Below are 15,971 nucleotides of genomic sequence, written 5' to 3'. Positions count from 1 at the left end.
TTTATATATTGAATTTAATGATTAAAGGTTTGTGATCGCTGTACAAAGTCCAATCTTTATAACTTCCGACTTCGACGTTTTCTAAAACTTCTATAAAATCATTTGAAGCAAAACAATAATCAAGATGATAAGGTTTGTTTTCATGACGATACAAATACCAAGTCGCATGTTCTTCTTTGCCTTGAATCTGATTGAAGTATTTATGATAAGTACTGAAAATATTCTTTTTGGCTAATTTATTTACAACCGTTGTATGATTTCCTTCTCGACGCGGTTTATCCCAAATCGTATTGCTGTTAAAATCTCCAATTAAAATGGTTTTGGTTTCTTTGATCAAATCTTCATAAAAATGAATCGCTTTCCAAATCTGAGTTACATAAGCGCCATCTTTATCCGCTGGATTATTTGCCCAAATGGCAAACAAAGTAAAGTCAATTTTTCCGCCTGTAACGGCAATTGGAAGGATATTTTTGAAAGCTGGGTTATGACATTCTAATAACTGAAATTTATAATTTCCAAACGAAAAAACACCAATTCCTTTATGTGGATTTGTGCCATACCAAAGAATATCCGTAGGTAGTTTTGTTCCGTCTGTAAATTGTAATTTTTCAGGATTTTCACACTCAGAAATTACAGCAATATCAGGATTGAAAGCTTGAATATATTGAGCTTTTTTTCTGAACGCCATATTGCAATTCCAAGCGATTAGTTTCATTTTAAATGTAATTAGATTTAAAATTTAATCCAAATATACCCAAATAAAACTCAAAAAAATACCCTTTTCCAAAACTGAAAAAGGGTAAGTTATAATATATTTTAAATATTGTTTTATGAGATTAACCAACAAGTCTTGTTAAGCCACTATCAACATCAATTTCTGCAAAATGATGTTTTCCCATTACAATAAGAAGTTTGTCTGTATTATATCCAATATATCTTATTTCAGGATTTCCATTTTTAGGTTTTCCACAAACAGAAATGACATTGGTTTGCCATTTCAATTTCTTCCTTTTGTAGGCAGAAATGGTTTGTAAATCATTTTCAACATAGTAAACAATGTTGTTTTTCTTAATGCCTCTTTTTTGCGTTTTAGCAAAATTTATTTCTGAGCCTTTTGAAATCAAGGCATCATTAAATTTTTGGGCAATACCAGTTTGGGTAACCAAAAAGGTTAACATAGATAATTTTAGAAATGGTTTCATTAGGATAGAATTTGGGGTTCTTAATCGATTCAAATATAGATAATTAATTCATATAATACATTTTTATAGAACAAAAAAAATACCCTTTTCCAAAATAAGAAAAGGGTAAAAATTATAAGTTAATTTTAAATAAAAATTATTTTTTCCAGCTAAAAATTCTAGGATTCACAGAAATCATTAACCAAGCCCAATTGTTGGTATGATTTGCGTCTCCGTTTTTAATAAATTCTAAAGTACTAGAACCAAACATTTGAGAGTAACCTCCTGTAACTGTAATGTCTTTTTTGAAATTGTATCCAAAAGTTGCATCGACCTCAGTTCCTAAATAAGAATCCATTTTTTCGTTAAGAGGAACATTCACTACATCAGCAGCAGATAAGAATACGTGCGGAATCAAAGCAAATTGCCATTTGTTTACATTGTAATTCAATTTTAAGAAAGCATCTTGTAAACCAACATTGTTTAAGTGATTTCCAACATAAAAGTAATCCATGTAACCGTTGAATCCGTGGTTGGTTCCAAAAATGGGGTTGAACGATTTGATTACTGTACTTCCATCATCTGAAGCTTTTCCTGATAAAAATTCATAACCTAAACCAGCTTTAAAAGCTTCTGTTATTTGATATCCGAAATTTGCTGCGGCATTCCAAGCACTTACTTTTAAGTCTGTGCTTTTTCCTGTTTGTCCGTAAACCCAAAAATTACTGTCTATTTTGCTTGTTTTATAAGTTAAATATGGTCCAAAAGTCTGTTTGTAATCAACTAATAATTTCGCGTCTGCGTTAGCGTATTCATAACCTGTATTTAGTAATAAAAAGCTTGCGCCTAAATTTTCGTTGAATTGATTGTGATACCAAGCATATTGTAAAGCTTTATAATTTGCAACCGTGTAAGGAGTCTGGATTACATTTTCGGCAGTTGAATTGTAAGCGCCTCCAAAATCTAATTTTTGAGTTTCGTCATGAAAAGAAACCGTTAACGCATCATGACTTTGTGCTTGCTGCCCCCAATCTTGCTCTCCTAAAATACGCTGATTATCATAAGAAAGTACTTGACGTCCCATTCTTGCGCTCCATTTTTCAGTGAAATTATATTGTGCCCAAGCCTCAAAAACAGCAACTCCATTTTTATCTGCAGCAGCTGTGCTTGGAACATCTCCCCAAGTTCTGGTATTTTGAAAAGTCAATTTTACGATTAAATCTTCCTGTTTGAAATTAATATTTAGACGAGAACGCTGTGAAATTTGTGAAGTTCCTTTTTGTCCTTCTGGAAGAAGGGTTTTGTAACCGTTACGATATTCAAAACGTGGTCTAATTTGTAGATTAACATCTAATTCCTGTGCTTGGATTTCGAAGCTTAATCCTACGATAAGTATTAAAATTAGTTTAAGTTTTTTCATAAAATTCTTGTGTTTTTATCGGAGGTAAATTTATAAGAAAATGCCGTCGTATAATATGATCACGGTCATATTTCTAATTTTTTTTTAATCTAAGTCTAATATGCAGGCTCTAATTTTGCTTTACTTACTTTAACTTCTTTTTTCTTAGATAGTTGTGTAATAGTGTAATGCATCCAAACTAAGCAAACAGTTGAAAAGATTAAAATGAAAATCCATGAACTTGACCAGATTCCCGTTGCAGTTAATAAATATCCAAAGATAATTGGACCAAAGAATCCGCCTAGACCGCCAATCATTCCGACCATTCCGCCGACAACTCCAACTTCATTTGGGAAGTATTCAGGAATATGTTTGTAAACGGCAGCTTTTCCGATTCCCCAAGAAATTCCGATTAGAATTACTAAAACCAGAAACACCCACATATTGGCATCAAATTTAATAACCGTAACACCTTTAGCAATCAATTCTTTTTTAGCAACGCTTTGATTGTGGGCAACAACAACATCTTGCCAGCTTGTAGAAGTTGGAAAAATAGCGTTTTCATTTGTATTGGCAGTTTTTTGTGTAATAGGATATTCTTTATCTCCAATTTTCACGGTTTTGTCATTGATTTCGTTTACGACACCTTTTTTAGCAGCTAAGATTCCTGGGCCAGAAGTCGTGATTTCCATTTTTGGAATGGATAATAAAGCACTTAAAATTACTGAAGAACTTAAAACCCAATACATTACTTTTCTCGCTCCGAATTTATCAGATAAATATCCTCCGAAAGCTCTAATGACACCAGAAGGTAAACTGAACATCGTGGCAAATAAACCACCCATAACTAAACTTGTTTGGTACACGTTCATGAAGTTTGGCAATAACCATTGAGAATAAGCTACAAAACATCCAAAAACTAAGAAGTAATATGCTCCAAAACGCCAAACTCTTTCTGATTTTAAAGGAGTAAGCATTTGTGAAATGGTTTTACTATTGCTTTCTAATTTTTTGTTTTGAGCGAAAATTAAAAAGGCAACGCCAATCACTACTAATGAAATAGCATAAATAACAGGAAGAACTTTCCATCCGTTTTGTGGATCGTCAATTGAAAAATGGTTTAATAATGAAGGAGCTAAAAAGGTAGTGATAGCTGCGCCGGCATTTCCCATTCCGAAGATTCCTAAAGCGCGACCTTGCCATTCTTTTGGGTACCAGATTGAGGTGTAGCCAATTCCGACGGCAAAGCTAGTTCCAACCATTCCAAATAAAAAGCTTAATAAAGCAAACATAGCGAAACTGTCAGCATAAGGAAGGAGGAATAGTGGAATTGAACAGAGTAATAATAAAAGGGAAAAAACATATTTTCCGCCAAATTTATCCGTCAAGATTCCGATTGGCAGACGCATGATTGATCCAGTTAAGATTGGAATACCTAAAAGCCATCCTACTTGAATAACGTCCCAATGGAAAATTCCATTATCAACTAAAAAGGTTACTAAAACCCCGTTTAATGTCCAGCAGGCAAAACACACTGTAAATGCCAATGTGTTCAAAAATAAAATTTTGTGAGATTGCGATAGTGAGTTTGTATTTTTCATAGTACTTATTATTTTTATGTAAAAGTAAGTACTATAACTTAGTTAAAACCTGCTAAAACGCAGTTTTTGAAAAATAATTACGTATTTATACGTATTTTTTTAGATTAAAGAATACTCGGCCGCTTTATTAGAAAGTTCCATAAGGTTTTTTACTTTCAGCTTTTTCATTAAGTTGAAACGGTGCACTTCGGCAGTTCTTTTGCTAATATCTAAAGCTTCAGCGATTTCTTTGTTTCCTTTGCCAGATAAAAGAAGAGTAAGTATTTCTTTTTCTCTTTTGGTAATCATCATTTCTTCGCCTAAAGTTTGTTTAGGTTCTAATGATGCTGAAGAATTTGTTAATTGACTAATTAAAATAGAAGAAATATCACCGCTGAAATATTTTCCTCCAGAAGAGACACTATGTAATGCTTTTAAGAATTCTTCTTTGCTTGAACCTTTTAGTAAATAACCATCGGCTCCAGCTTTTATAGATTTCAATACATATTCTTCCGATTCGTGCATCGAAAGCATAATAATTTTCACGTTGTTATTCTCGCTTCTAAGTTTTTCTACTACCTCGATACCAGTTAAGTTAGGCATACGAATATCTACTATAAGTAAGTCTGGTTTTGTTGACGCAACAACTTCAAGCGCATCTGCACCATCAATTGCTTCTCCTACAACCTCGATGTTTGCTTCGTTTTCTAGTAATGATTTGATTCCGTCTCTAACAAAAACATGGTCATCTGCCAATACTACACGAATGATATTGCTCATAGTTTACTTAATTTTGATTCTGAATTTTTACGTATATTCATCTATAAAGAAGATGCTAATATACGTAATTTTTTAGATTTTAAATTCTAACATTAAAATTTCTAATGTTGGGAATTTAGAATTTTAAGGACAAAATTGTAAACTCTGAGAAAGTTTTACATCAAGTTTGTCATTTCGAGGAACGAGAAATCTCACGCGGGATTCGACAAAGATTGGCGATTTAGATTGTGGAGTTTCTCGTGTGATCTCTCCTTCGTCGAGATGACAAAAGTTAAGAAAATAAATTATCTTTTGAAAACGATTGCCCGCGAGAGGGATAGGAGCAGGCTACCGAAGTAGCGCGGATAGCCCGACAGCATCCCGATAAGAGGGCGAATAAAGACAAAGTATATTTGCCCTCTTATCGGGATGGTGGCTCGCCCAAATTAATTAGATAATTAGTTAATGTGGCAATTAGAAAATTTTATTTTGCAATGGAAAAATTATCTAATTATCAAATTGACACATTATCTCATTTAAGAATAGGAATGTTAAAAGTAATTCTCGTTCCTTCGCCTGGTATGGAGTTCATGAAAACGCGACCGTTGATGTATTGGATTCTTTCTTTCATGAATAAAAGTCCCATTCCGGATTCGCTGTTGCGCTTTTTGTCGACTGAATTCACGTCGAAACCTTTTCCGTTATCGTCAACGATAATGCTTAGAAGTGTTTCGCTGTGCGAAAGCTGTACAATAATATGTGACGATTCAGCATATTTAATGGCGTTGTTGATTGCTTCTTGCGTAAGACGATAAATGTTGATTTCGATTAAGGAATCTAAACGCTGGTCAAAATCGGTTTTGTTGTAAAACAGGATTTCTTTACCAGTTAATTTTGAAAGTTCCTGCGTGAGTTTTGACAATGACGAAACGATTCCGTGATCGCTTAATTCTGGTGGCATTAAGTTGAATGTTGCCGTGCGGACACCTTTTATAATATCCAAAGAAAGTTTCTTTAAATACTCAATTTTTTGCTCTGATTTTTCTCTGTCGTCAAGATTAATGCTTTCCAGACTGAACTTTAAGCCTGTTAGCATTTGACCAATTCCGTCGTGAATTTCTTTGGCAATTCGGTTTTGCTCGTTTTCTTGATTTTCAACGATTTTACTCGAAATAATCTTTTGCTGATTGATTTTTTCTGTTGTGTTTTCAAGATTCAAACGTTCGACTTCACGTTGCGCTTTTTTGCGTTCGGTGATGTTGAAACAAACAATTAAAAGTTCAAGTTCATCTTTTTTGATCATCACGGGAACCATTGACAAATCGAGCCAGATTTCTTTTTCGTCTTTATTTATAATTTTGATTTCGCCTTGCCAGCCGCTGCGTTGTTTTTCGAAAATCAAGCGATCAAAATTTACCTGTTCTTTTTCATCTTCAGTAAGTACTTCAGAGAATTTTTTGTTAGATGAAAATTTAGTGTAATTGAGAAGTTTGGCGAATTTTTCTCCGATGTGGATGATGGAACCATCAGGTGAAATTCGGCAATAAAGCAAAGTGTTTTCCATCGCATAATTAAGCGATTTCAATTCTTTTACGGAGTTTTCTTTTATTTCACTGATGATTTCGGTGTCGTATGCCAGTTTCAATGCTTTCTTTTCAGAAGATAAAAGCTGGGCAATTAACTTTTCGATTTTTTTGTTTGTTGGTTTGAAAATGAAGAAGAATTCCAAAAGCAGAACCAGAAGCGTAAAACCAAAAATCCAATATTCAATTTTGCGTTGTTCAGTTACTTTTTCATGCGCTTCAAGATCGTACTGTGTTACAATTTGATTCATTTTCGAAAGGAAAATACCTTCGTTTTCAAGAATAATCTGAACTAGTTTTTGGTTTTCAGTCGGTTGTTTTTTCTGTTGTAAATTCAACAAAAAGGCATCTGTAGTTTGTGCAATTTTATTGAAAATCGGATTGATTTCAAGATATAATTTAGAAAGTGTTTCTGATTTTTCTTTTGGAAAAGCTAGGCTGTCATTTCCACTTTCTAAAGCTTCTTGGTTTTTCTTCCAAAGTGCTAAAACCTCATTTAGATGTGAAGTTTTTTTGGCTGTAGCCGAATCAGAAACGTAATGTAAAATCAGCACTTCTTTGACAATTTTCTGGCTCAACATTCTTTGTTTACCAGAAAAGTTAATGATTTTAGAATCGCTTAATTGTTGATTCAGATTATATTGTACTAAAAACTGACTAACGATTATGGTTAAGGCAATAGTAAGAAGCGCAAAAAAATACAGTCGTCGTAAATTTTTGAAAGTGATTTTTTCTGCTGCTTCCTGATTGCTTTTTTTCATATGAAATTATAATCCTAAAGAAGCTTTTATTAGGTTTAAGTTTTCTTCAGAATAATTAATTTTTAAAGCTTCCTGATGACCTTTGTCCGACATTTTATCCCAGGTTTTTTTAATGATGTTTTTCAGCTTTTCTTCGTCATGTTTATGAACGAAAGGTTCTAAGTAATAATCTAAAAACACCAAACAAATTACATCTTCTAGTAATTGAGTTTCAGTATCTTTTTTAAGTAGTTTTTTTTCGATTAAAAACGAAACACGATCAATAAAAGTTTGATCATAACCTGCTTTTACCAGAATTTCAGCGGTAGTTTTTGCATGGAATTTTTTCAATTCTTCTCTCCATTTCAAATAACCTACACGATCCATTGGATAAGATTCACGAGCGACTTTCCATCGGCAAATATGTTGTGCCTTTGAAGCAATCTGAATTTCTTCTGATGCATTCGGTTCAAACTGCATTAGTTTTTTATACATCCTGTCAGAATACAATAATTCTTTTGGATACTCTTTGTTTTGGTCTAACTCGATATTTGGATCTTGTGCGTTTTCAGCATCAATCCATTCGCTTGCTTTTTGAAAAGGTGTAGTCATTTTTTGGTTTGATAATAGAATTTCAAAGATACGGAATTAAGTTTTTTTTTTCGCCACGAATTCACGAATGTCCACGAATTATTGTTTTGTTTTTTGCCACAGATTAAAGGTTTTTTTGGATTTTGTTGCAGTGTGAAAAATATGACGTCAGTTTTGTCATTTCGAGGAACGAGAAATCACACTCGAAGCTCCGTATAGAAAATCGCCAATCTTTGTCGACTCCCGAGTGTGATTTCTCGTTCCTCGAAATGACAAGATTGAGTTGAATTAATCTACAAATCCAACAAAAACTTCGTTTTCAACTACTTTAATCGGATACGTTGCAATTTTATAATCGTCTCCATTTAAGTTTGAACCGTCTATAAGCGAAAAAGTCTTTTTATGCATCGGGCATGCGATTTTCGGAATATCGTCGGCAGATCCTGTCATTCCTCTTGAAAGTACCATTTCCATTTTGTGCGGACAGGCATTTTGGCAAGCGTACCATTCATTACGGCGAGTAAAATTGAAAATCGCAATTTGTTTGTTTTTGTATTTAATGCATCCGCCTCGGTTGGTTGGGAAATCTTCAACTTTACCTGCTTTGAACCAAATTGTAGCATCGCTTGCGTGAACCGTTTCGTATTGATTTAAGATTTCTTCCATTTTGATTAAGTTTTGATTTCCTGTTTCTTAGCCCTCTTTTTACAATCAAGAGAGTTTTGATGGCGCAGTAAAAAAGAGGGTAAGAAGGACAGCAAACGTTTAATGATTTTTTTCTTTTTTTTGGAGCTTATTATTTTTTGAAACACATAGAAATATAGATTTTTTTGTTTTTTGTTTGAGAAATAGAAAATTAAAAGAAACTAGTTTCTAACACATAGCTATGTGTATTTATGCAAGTGAAACGCCTTTTAAGGTTTAGTAATTCTATGTCTCTATGTGTTTAAATAAATTTATTTACGACCAAGCTTTCGGCGCTTTTTGATCTCTTAACGGAACAAAAACCGCATTTTCGTCTTTCTCGTCTGAGTTTACAAAATGATTGAAGCGTTTCAATAATCTTGGTTTTTCTAACACTTGTTTCCATTCGCATTCAAAAGTGTTTACAAGAGTTTGCATTTCAGCTTCAAGCGTTTCACAGATTCCTAAGCTGTCTTCGATAATTACTTGTTTTAAGTATTCCAAACCACCATCTAGTTTTTCTAACCAAGTTGAAGTTCTAATCAGTGGGCCAGCTGTTCGGATGTAATACATTAGGAATCTGTCCATGTATTTGATAACGGTTTCTTTGTCGATTTTCTCCGCTAATAAAACCGCATGTTTCGGATTTGCACCACCATTTCCTGCGATGTATAAATTCCATCCACCTTCAACAGCAATTAATCCGAAATCTTTTCCACGGGCTTCAGCACATTCACGAATGCAGGCCGAAACACCGCCTTTTAGTTTATGAGGAGAACGGATTCCTTTGTATCTGTTTTCAAGTTCGATTGCAAATCCTGCACTGTCGTCCATTCCGTAACGGCACCAAGCATTTCCAACACAGCTTTTTACGGCGCGAAGTGATTTTCCGTAAGCGTGACCGCTTTCAAAACCATTGTCGATTAAGATTTTCCAGATTTTAGGCAAATCGCTCAAATGTGCTCCGAATAAATCGACTCTTTGTGCTCCAGTGATTTTAGTATATAAATCGAATTGTTTTGCCACTTCGCCAATTACAATTAATTTCTCGGCAGTAATTTCTCCTCCAGCAACCCTTGGAACGACAGAATAAGTTCCGTTTCTTTGAATATTCGCTAAAAATCTATCGTTTGTATCTTGAGCAGTTACGTGTTTGTTTGCGGTGTCATTATAAATACTTGAGAAAATAGAAGCGACAACTGGTTTGCAAATTTCGCATCCGTCGCCTTTTCCATGATGATCTAAAACATCATAGAAATTCTCATATTTATTGATTTTTACCAAATCGAATAATTCCTGACGTGTGTAGCTGAAATGCTCGCAAATAACTTCTTTTACTTCTTTTCCTAAAGATTTTTGAGTTGCTTTAACCAAATCAGAAACCATTGGTTTACAGCCTCCACAACCTGAAGTTGCTTTAGTTGCTTTGACAACATCTGAAAGTGAAGGACAGCTTTCATCTAAAATTTTACAGCAAATAGAACCTTTTGTCACATTTTCGCAAGAACAGATTACAGCTGTATCTGGCAAATCCATTACGCTTCCTAAAGAAGAACCTTCAGAACCATCGCGAGAACCTAATATCAAATCTTCAGGATTTTTAGGCAATGCCATTTCGTTGATATAAATCTGGAAAAGAGAATTGTAATCGCTGGAATCTCCGACTAAAATTCCGCCTAAAAGCGTTTTAGAATCTTTGGTAACGTTGATTCTTTTGTAAACACCACTTAATTTATTCTCATAAATAATGGCAGTCACATTTTCGTTTTCAATAAAAGGATCACCAAAACTCGCAACTTCAACACCAATTAATTTCAATTGTGTTGACATATCGATGGTTTCTCTCATGGTTTTATCACCATTTAAGATTTGCTCAGCGGCAACATCGGCCATTTCGTAGCCTGGCGCAACCAATCCGTAAATGTTTTGGTTATAAAGTGCTGCTTCACCAATCGCATAAATAGAAGGATCTGATGTTCGCATTTGATTGTTTACCACAATTCCGCCTCTTACGCCAACTTCAAGTCCCGAAACTCTTGCCAGTTCGTCTCGCGGTTTAATTCCGGCAGAAATAACCAGCATATCGACTTTTAGTAATTCCTCGTTGGCAAACATCATTCCCGTTATGCTTTCTTTTCCGTCAATATATTGTGTTGCTTTGTTGAGATGAATTCCTATATTTAGTTCTTCAATTTTAGATTGAAGCATATCACTTGCGCCTTGATCTAATTGTCTCGGCATCAAACGCGGAGCAAATTCCACCACATGCGGATTCAATCCTAAATCTCTAACGGCTTTTGCAGCTTCAAGACCTAATAATCCTCCGCCTAAAACTGCTGCTTCTGTCGCGCCTTTTTGTTTTATTTTTCTGGCGTAAGCCATAATCGCGTCAAGATCTTCTATTGTTCTGTAAACAAAAACACCTTCTTTTTCGACACCTTCTATTGGAGGAACAAAAGCAGATGAACCTGTTGCTAAAACTAAGTAGTCGTAAGTATGTGTTTTGCCTAAATGCGTATGAATTGTTTTTGAATCACGATTGATATCTGTAATCAGTTCAGATGTGTTTAGAATAATATTGTTTTCTGCGTACCAATCAGTTGTTGACAATGATAGGTCATCAGCTGTTTTTCCTCCAAAGTACTCGCTTAAGTGAACGCGATCGTAGGCGCGTCTTGGTTCTTCTCCAAATACTGTGATTTGATACTTTTCTTGTCCTGATTTTGCAACAAACTTTTCGCAAAATTTATAACCAACCATGCCGTTTCCAACTACTATTACTCTAATCATGATTTCTTTAATTAAGTATTACTACGCAAATATAAGTATTTATACTTATAAAAATACGTAAATAAATTATTTTTTAAGTAGTAAGTAGGTTTTGATGACTACGTATTTTGTCTTAATCTTTTACGTAGTGCGGATTTTGAATGATTTTTTGCCTATTTAGTTTTTTTAAATTTGAAAGCATTCTAAATAAGCGTTTCAAAAAAATGTCGTAAATTCGTAAGAATTTTATAGGTGTTTTGAAAAAGAAGCGCTTTCTTAAACCAAAATCTCATGAAAAAAATACTTTCAATATTATTGTTATCAATTTTAATGATAAGCTGTAAGACAGTGGCAAATAAAACAGCTGATGGAAATATTTCGACTAGTTCTACAGAGGAAGATTTAAAATATTATTTTAAAGCAACAGGAAACGAACCGTTTTGGGGAATCAAAATAGGAAATGAAGAAATCGTTTTTACATCATTAATTCCTGGAAAGGAAAAAATCACTTTTCCAGCTGTTGATGCAATTAGAGCAATGGATGCCAATGTGAAAATGTATCAAGTAACTAATGAAAATACTTCGGCAACAATTACCATTCAGCAATTGGATTGTCAAGATTCTATGTCTGGTGCGATTTCTCCTTATAGTGTAAAAGTCGAAATTAGAAATAATTCAGAATTAGAAGCGAAGAAATTAAGCGGATGCGGAAAATATCTTACCGATTATCGACTTCATGATATTTGGGTTTTAGAAGAATTAAATGGATATAAAGTTTTTGCAACCGATTTTCAAAAGGAATTTCCGAGACTCGAAATTAATTCAACAGAAAATAGATTCTCTGGTTTTGGTGGCTGTAATTCGATAACGGGACAAATCTTTTTTGAAAAAGATGTTTTACGTTTCACAAAGGTAATTTCAACATTAATGGCTTGCCCACAAGGAAATAAAGAAGGAGAATTTTTGAAAGCTTTGCAAAGCACAACAACATATTCTATTGGAAATAATCAATTGACTTTGTCGAATCCTTCGAATAAATTGGCTGTTTTTAAGAAAGTGGATTGATTATTATTGTTTTCCCGCAAATTTTGCAGATTGAGCTGATATTTTTTACGGCCAAATATTCTACAGATTAGATGGATTTTTTTCTACCTAATCTGTAAAATCTGCGAGAGTTTTTTTAGTTTTATTCAAACAATTCCTTAGGTTCTTCATCCTCTGGTTCTTCTTCAATAAAATCTAATTCTAGGGCTTTAACACTTTGAACCGCATTTCCAGCAATTCCACGAATTGAACCGTACATTCCTAAAGTATTATGAACTACTTTTTCGATTTGTTTTTCGCGCTGTTTCCAGATTCTCTGCATCGCTCTTTTTTCAGAATCAAGATCGCTTTGCATTTGCGTGAAACCTTCTACAATTCCTTCAATCTGTAAACGGAACTCATTGCTTGTTAGGAAATCATATAACATAGACATTTTATCGCCTTTGTTTTCCTGAGCCTGAACCGCTTGATTAATTTGAATTAGAGATTGACGCAACACAGCGCTTAAACCTTTAAATTCTTCATAAGTACAAATCCAGATTCCATCGCGCATTCCCATACGGTCCATTCCATTTGGCATTACTTCGGTAACCAAAACTCCAATATTCGCTCTTTTGGTACGAATATCGTTTTTGAATTTCTCAATCCAAGAAGGTTGAAATGCTTTAGTTCTTTTACTTTCGTAATAAATCGAACCGCAGTTTTGATGTTCTCTTGTATTTACAACTTGAAGACAATCAGCGCCATTGGCACCTTTTTTAACTTCGTCAATACTGTCAAGAGGGAAGTTATTGGCCAGCCATTCTTCAATCGCTAATTCCATTACTTCGCCTTGCAATTGCATCGAACCTTGTTCTTGCTTACGTTTCATTTCTTCCGTCAGCTTTTTTTGTTCTTCCAGCTGTTTCTGAAGTTCTTTGAATTTCAGCTCGTTTTTATCGTCTTCCTGTTTTCTGATTTTTTCTCGTTCCAAAGCCAATTGCGCGTTTAACTGCTTTTCGGCTTCTGCTTGAATGGCATCTTTCATTTCCAGTTTTTCGCGCTGTAATTTGGCGATTTCACCTTCCATTTTATTTAATTCTCTGATTTTTTCAGATTTTTCAGAGAGTTCTTTTTCCATCAATAACAAACGATCTTTGTTTTCCTCTTCAAGTTTTGCTTTTAGTTTTTCTGAAATTTCTTTTTCGGCTGTTTTTTTCTCGCGTTCTAAACGTTCAGCAAAAAGTTCATTTTCCTGTTTTTTCTTCGCTTCAAATTCGGCTTTGGCTTTATCCAATTGTTCATTTTTAAGCTCTAATTCTTTATTTTGAATAGTAGCCTTTTGTTGAAATTCTTTACGGATGCTGTCTTCCAATTGATGTTTTAAAACATCATTTACGTCGATAGGAGTTCCGCAGTTTGGACACTGAATTGAAGATTGCTCGGCCATTTTATATTGAAATTTTATTGTAGAATTTGAATTTGCTAAGATATTTAAAAGTTCTCTTTTTATAATATGGATTTCTGTACTAAATTGTAACGAATTTTTATTATGGCCACGAAGGCGCTAAGACGCAAAGTTTTTTTGCCACAGATTATAATGATTAAAAAGGATTTTTCTAATTTTTGTCATTTCGACTGAAAGGAGAAATCACACTGGAAACTCCACACAGAATGTCGCCAATCTTTGTCGAATCCCGAGTGTGATTTCTCCTTTCAGTCGAAATGACAAAATGCATGAATAAACTTAAAATTATTTTCAGCGTGAACCAATTTTCTTCAACAAAAACTCAACAGCAGATTGCGTAATTTCAGAAAGATCATCTTTTGAAATTATTATGGAGACATTTGTGAAAAGATTCACTTTTTTCAATTCAATAAAACCAATCTCTGAATCCTGATTGTTTTTTGCAATATTCGAAGGAACAATCGAAATTCCCAATCCGTTTTTGACTAATTGCACAATCGAGTTGATGTTATTCGCTTCATGAATAATCTTCGGCGTAAAGCCATAAAAAGCGCAAAGTTCTAGTAAAACTTCATGATAATGCGGTGCGTAATCTTTATTGAAAAACACAAATGTTTCGTCTTTCAAATTTGTGATTTCATTTTCTGATTTTATCTGAACTGTTTTTTTGTTGTAAACCAATGAAAATCCATCTTTAAACCATAAATGTGATTTTATTTTAGGAGAATGAATGGGTGATCTGATAATTCCCATTTCGATTTTTCCTTGTTCTAAAGCATCGATTTGCTTGGTGGTAGAAACCTCAAATAATTTGAAATTTACGTATGGAAATTGTGCTTTCAGATGTTTTATCAAATCTGAAATTACAGCAGAATATATTGAACTGATATACGCGATTCTGAATTCACCCGAAACGTTCTCTGCAATCTTTTTGGTTTTCACAGAAATACGTTCCAGATTCTGAAAAACTGTTATTACTTCTTCTTTAAAGTATTTTCCGGCTTCGGTCAATTCTACTTTTTTATTGTTTCTGATGAAAAGTTTTGCTTGAAGTTCTTCTTCCAATTCAGCTATTTGCCGACTTAATGGCGGTTGTGAAATAAAGAGTTTCTCTGAAGCTTTGGTAAAGTTCAGTTCTTCGGCTACAGCCAAAAAATATTTTAAGTGACGTAATTCCATGATACTTTAAAAGTATTATTAATTGATAAAAATAGTATTTTTAAAGTATTTACGAAAGGAATAGTTTTGATTTTAAGTTAAATGTTAGAAGTGAAACGTTAAAAGTGAGAGTTGTAACGAATAACCAATAACAAAAAACTTATAACTTTTTAAAACAAAATAAGTCTCTCGCAGATTTAGCAGATAAAGCAGATTATTAATTTTAGATAGATCATCTTAATCATAATAATATCCCAATCATATAATAGCAAAAAAGATTAGCTCAATCTGCTTCATCTGCGAGAGATTAAAAAACAAAAACCATGAAAAAATCAACTATTGCAGAAATCAAAGAACGATTTGACAATGATGTGGAACGATTTTCAAACTTAGAAACAGGACAAGTGGCAACAATTGACGCTACTATTTCTTTAGAATTAATAACCGAAGCTTCAAAACGAATTGTTCCGAATGCTAAAAACATTTTAGATGTTGGTTGTGGAGCCGGAAATTATACTTTAATGATGTTATCTAAAGTGCCAAATTTAAATTGCACTTTGGTAGATTTGAGTTTGCCAATGTTAGATCGTGCTTTTGAAAGAGTTTCGGCAGAAACGAAAGGAAATGTTAAGATAAAACAAGGCGATATTCGTGAAGTAGATTTAGAAGAAAATAGTTTTGATATTATTTTGGCGGGTGCGGTTTTGCATCATTTGAGAGATGATAACGATTGGGAAACGACTTTCGCTAAATTATTTAAATTATTGAAACCAGGCGGATGTTTGATGATTTCAGATTTAATCACGCAAGATACAGAATTGTTGAATAAATATACTTGGCAACGTTACGGAGAATATTTGGAAGGAATCGGAGGGACAGAGTACCGCCAGAAAGTTTTAGATTATATCGAAAAAGAAGATTCGCCAAGATCTATGAATTATCAATTGGATTTGATGAAAAAAGTAGGCTTTTCAAAAGTTGAAATTTTACATAAAAATATGTGCTTTGGAGCTTTTGGAGGAATTAAATAAAAGTT

Annotated in this window: 13 protein-coding genes; 2 read left to right on the top strand and 11 right to left on the bottom strand. The window is 33.7% G+C overall.

Annotated elements, in window-relative coordinates:
• Position 1: 1 nt before the first annotated feature.
• The 9 genes from OD917_RS00485 to nirB all read right to left on the bottom strand — a co-directional run bounded on the left by OD917_RS00485 (position 2) and on the right by nirB (position 11,307).
• Positions 2 to 715: an endonuclease/exonuclease/phosphatase family protein gene (locus tag OD917_RS00485; RefSeq protein WP_263521585.1), complete on the bottom strand. Its 714-nt coding sequence runs from the start codon at positions 713 to 715 to the stop codon at positions 2 to 4.
• Positions 716 to 836: 121 nt separating this feature from the next.
• Positions 837 to 1,202 carry a hypothetical protein gene (locus OD917_RS00480; protein WP_111285368.1) on the bottom strand — a complete coding sequence of 122 codons (366 nt, stop codon included), beginning with the start codon at positions 1,200 to 1,202 and terminating at the stop codon, positions 837 to 839.
• 136 nt (positions 1,203 to 1,338) lie between these two features.
• The gene (locus tag OD917_RS00475) at positions 1,339 to 2,601 is read right to left on the bottom strand and encodes an alginate export family protein (RefSeq protein WP_263521584.1); all 1,263 of its coding nucleotides are present in this window, start codon (positions 2,599 to 2,601) and stop codon (positions 1,339 to 1,341) included.
• A 95-nt stretch (positions 2,602 to 2,696) separates the two neighbouring features.
• Positions 2,697 to 4,181: an MFS transporter gene (locus tag OD917_RS00470; protein WP_263521583.1), complete on the bottom strand. Its 1,485-nt coding sequence runs from the start codon at positions 4,179 to 4,181 to the stop codon at positions 2,697 to 2,699.
• Positions 4,182 to 4,280: 99 nt separating this feature from the next.
• A complete protein-coding gene (locus tag OD917_RS00465; protein WP_263521582.1) occupies positions 4,281 to 4,940 on the bottom strand; it encodes a response regulator transcription factor in 660 nt (219 codons plus the stop codon).
• A 511-nt stretch (positions 4,941 to 5,451) separates the two neighbouring features.
• Complete coding sequence (locus OD917_RS00460; protein ID WP_263521579.1) at positions 5,452 to 7,263, bottom strand: ATP-binding protein; 1,812 nt, start codon at positions 7,261 to 7,263, stop codon at positions 5,452 to 5,454.
• A gap of 6 nt (positions 7,264 to 7,269) precedes the next feature.
• Positions 7,270 to 7,854, bottom strand: coding sequence for a DUF4202 domain-containing protein (locus tag OD917_RS00455; protein WP_263521578.1), 585 nt, complete (start codon positions 7,852 to 7,854; stop codon positions 7,270 to 7,272).
• Positions 7,855 to 8,121: 267 nt separating this feature from the next.
• A complete protein-coding gene (gene nirD / locus OD917_RS00450; protein ID WP_263521577.1) occupies positions 8,122 to 8,499 on the bottom strand; it encodes a nitrite reductase small subunit NirD in 378 nt (125 codons plus the stop codon).
• 294 nt (positions 8,500 to 8,793) lie between these two features.
• Positions 8,794 to 11,307: a nitrite reductase large subunit NirB gene (gene nirB, locus OD917_RS00445; protein WP_263521575.1), complete on the bottom strand. Its 2,514-nt coding sequence runs from the start codon at positions 11,305 to 11,307 to the stop codon at positions 8,794 to 8,796.
• Positions 11,308 to 11,577: 270 nt separating this feature from the next.
• On the opposite strand from nirB, the gene OD917_RS00440 reads away from it, so the two are divergent.
• The gene (locus OD917_RS00440) at positions 11,578 to 12,351 is read left to right on the top strand and encodes an META domain-containing protein (RefSeq protein ID WP_263521574.1); all 774 of its coding nucleotides are present in this window, start codon (positions 11,578 to 11,580) and stop codon (positions 12,349 to 12,351) included.
• Between the two features lie 121 nt (positions 12,352 to 12,472).
• Here OD917_RS00440 and OD917_RS00435 read toward each other — a convergent pair whose 3' ends face one another.
• Positions 12,473 to 13,759, bottom strand: a complete 1,287-nt coding sequence (locus tag OD917_RS00435; protein WP_263521572.1) for a DUF2130 domain-containing protein — start codon at positions 13,757 to 13,759, stop codon at positions 12,473 to 12,475.
• Positions 13,760 to 14,068: 309 nt separating this feature from the next.
• The gene (locus tag OD917_RS00430; RefSeq protein ID WP_263521571.1) at positions 14,069 to 14,956 is read right to left on the bottom strand and encodes a LysR family transcriptional regulator; all 888 of its coding nucleotides are present in this window, start codon (positions 14,954 to 14,956) and stop codon (positions 14,069 to 14,071) included.
• A 302-nt stretch (positions 14,957 to 15,258) separates the two neighbouring features.
• On the opposite strand from OD917_RS00430, the gene OD917_RS00425 reads away from it, so the two are divergent.
• Positions 15,259 to 15,966, top strand: a complete 708-nt coding sequence (locus OD917_RS00425) for a class I SAM-dependent methyltransferase (protein WP_263521570.1) — start codon at positions 15,259 to 15,261, stop codon at positions 15,964 to 15,966.
• Positions 15,967 to 15,971: the final 5 nt, after the last annotated feature.

It is taken from the genome of Flavobacterium sp. SH_e, from assembly GCF_025717045.1.
In the GTDB taxonomy this organism is placed as follows: domain Bacteria; phylum Bacteroidota; class Bacteroidia; order Flavobacteriales; family Flavobacteriaceae; genus Flavobacterium.
This window is presented reverse-complemented; position numbering and strand designations above follow the sequence as displayed.

Coding starts and splice junctions, on each gene's coding strand:
- OD917_RS00485 (WP_263521585.1), bottom strand. CDS start 715: ATGAAACTAATCGCTTGGAATTGCAATATGGCGTTCAGAAAAAAAGCT.
- OD917_RS00480 (WP_111285368.1), bottom strand. CDS start 1,202: ATGAAACCATTTCTAAAATTATCTATGTTAACCTTTTTGGTTACCCAA.
- OD917_RS00475 (WP_263521584.1), bottom strand. CDS start 2,601: ATGAAAAAACTTAAACTAATTTTAATACTTATCGTAGGATTAAGCTTC.
- OD917_RS00470 (WP_263521583.1), bottom strand. CDS start 4,181: ATGAAAAATACAAACTCACTATCGCAATCTCACAAAATTTTATTTTTG.
- OD917_RS00465 (WP_263521582.1), bottom strand. CDS start 4,940: ATGAGCAATATCATTCGTGTAGTATTGGCAGATGACCATGTTTTTGTT.
- OD917_RS00460 (WP_263521579.1), bottom strand. CDS start 7,263: ATGAAAAAAAGCAATCAGGAAGCAGCAGAAAAAATCACTTTCAAAAAT.
- OD917_RS00455 (WP_263521578.1), bottom strand. CDS start 7,854: ATGACTACACCTTTTCAAAAAGCAAGCGAATGGATTGATGCTGAAAAC.
- nirD (WP_263521577.1), bottom strand. CDS start 8,499: ATGGAAGAAATCTTAAATCAATACGAAACGGTTCACGCAAGCGATGCT.
- nirB (WP_263521575.1), bottom strand. CDS start 11,307: ATGATTAGAGTAATAGTAGTTGGAAACGGCATGGTTGGTTATAAATTT.
- OD917_RS00440 (WP_263521574.1), top strand. CDS start 11,578: ATGAAAAAAATACTTTCAATATTATTGTTATCAATTTTAATGATAAGC.
- OD917_RS00435 (WP_263521572.1), bottom strand. CDS start 13,759: ATGGCCGAGCAATCTTCAATTCAGTGTCCAAACTGCGGAACTCCTATC.
- OD917_RS00430 (WP_263521571.1), bottom strand. CDS start 14,956: ATGGAATTACGTCACTTAAAATATTTTTTGGCTGTAGCCGAAGAACTG.
- OD917_RS00425 (WP_263521570.1), top strand. CDS start 15,259: ATGAAAAAATCAACTATTGCAGAAATCAAAGAACGATTTGACAATGAT.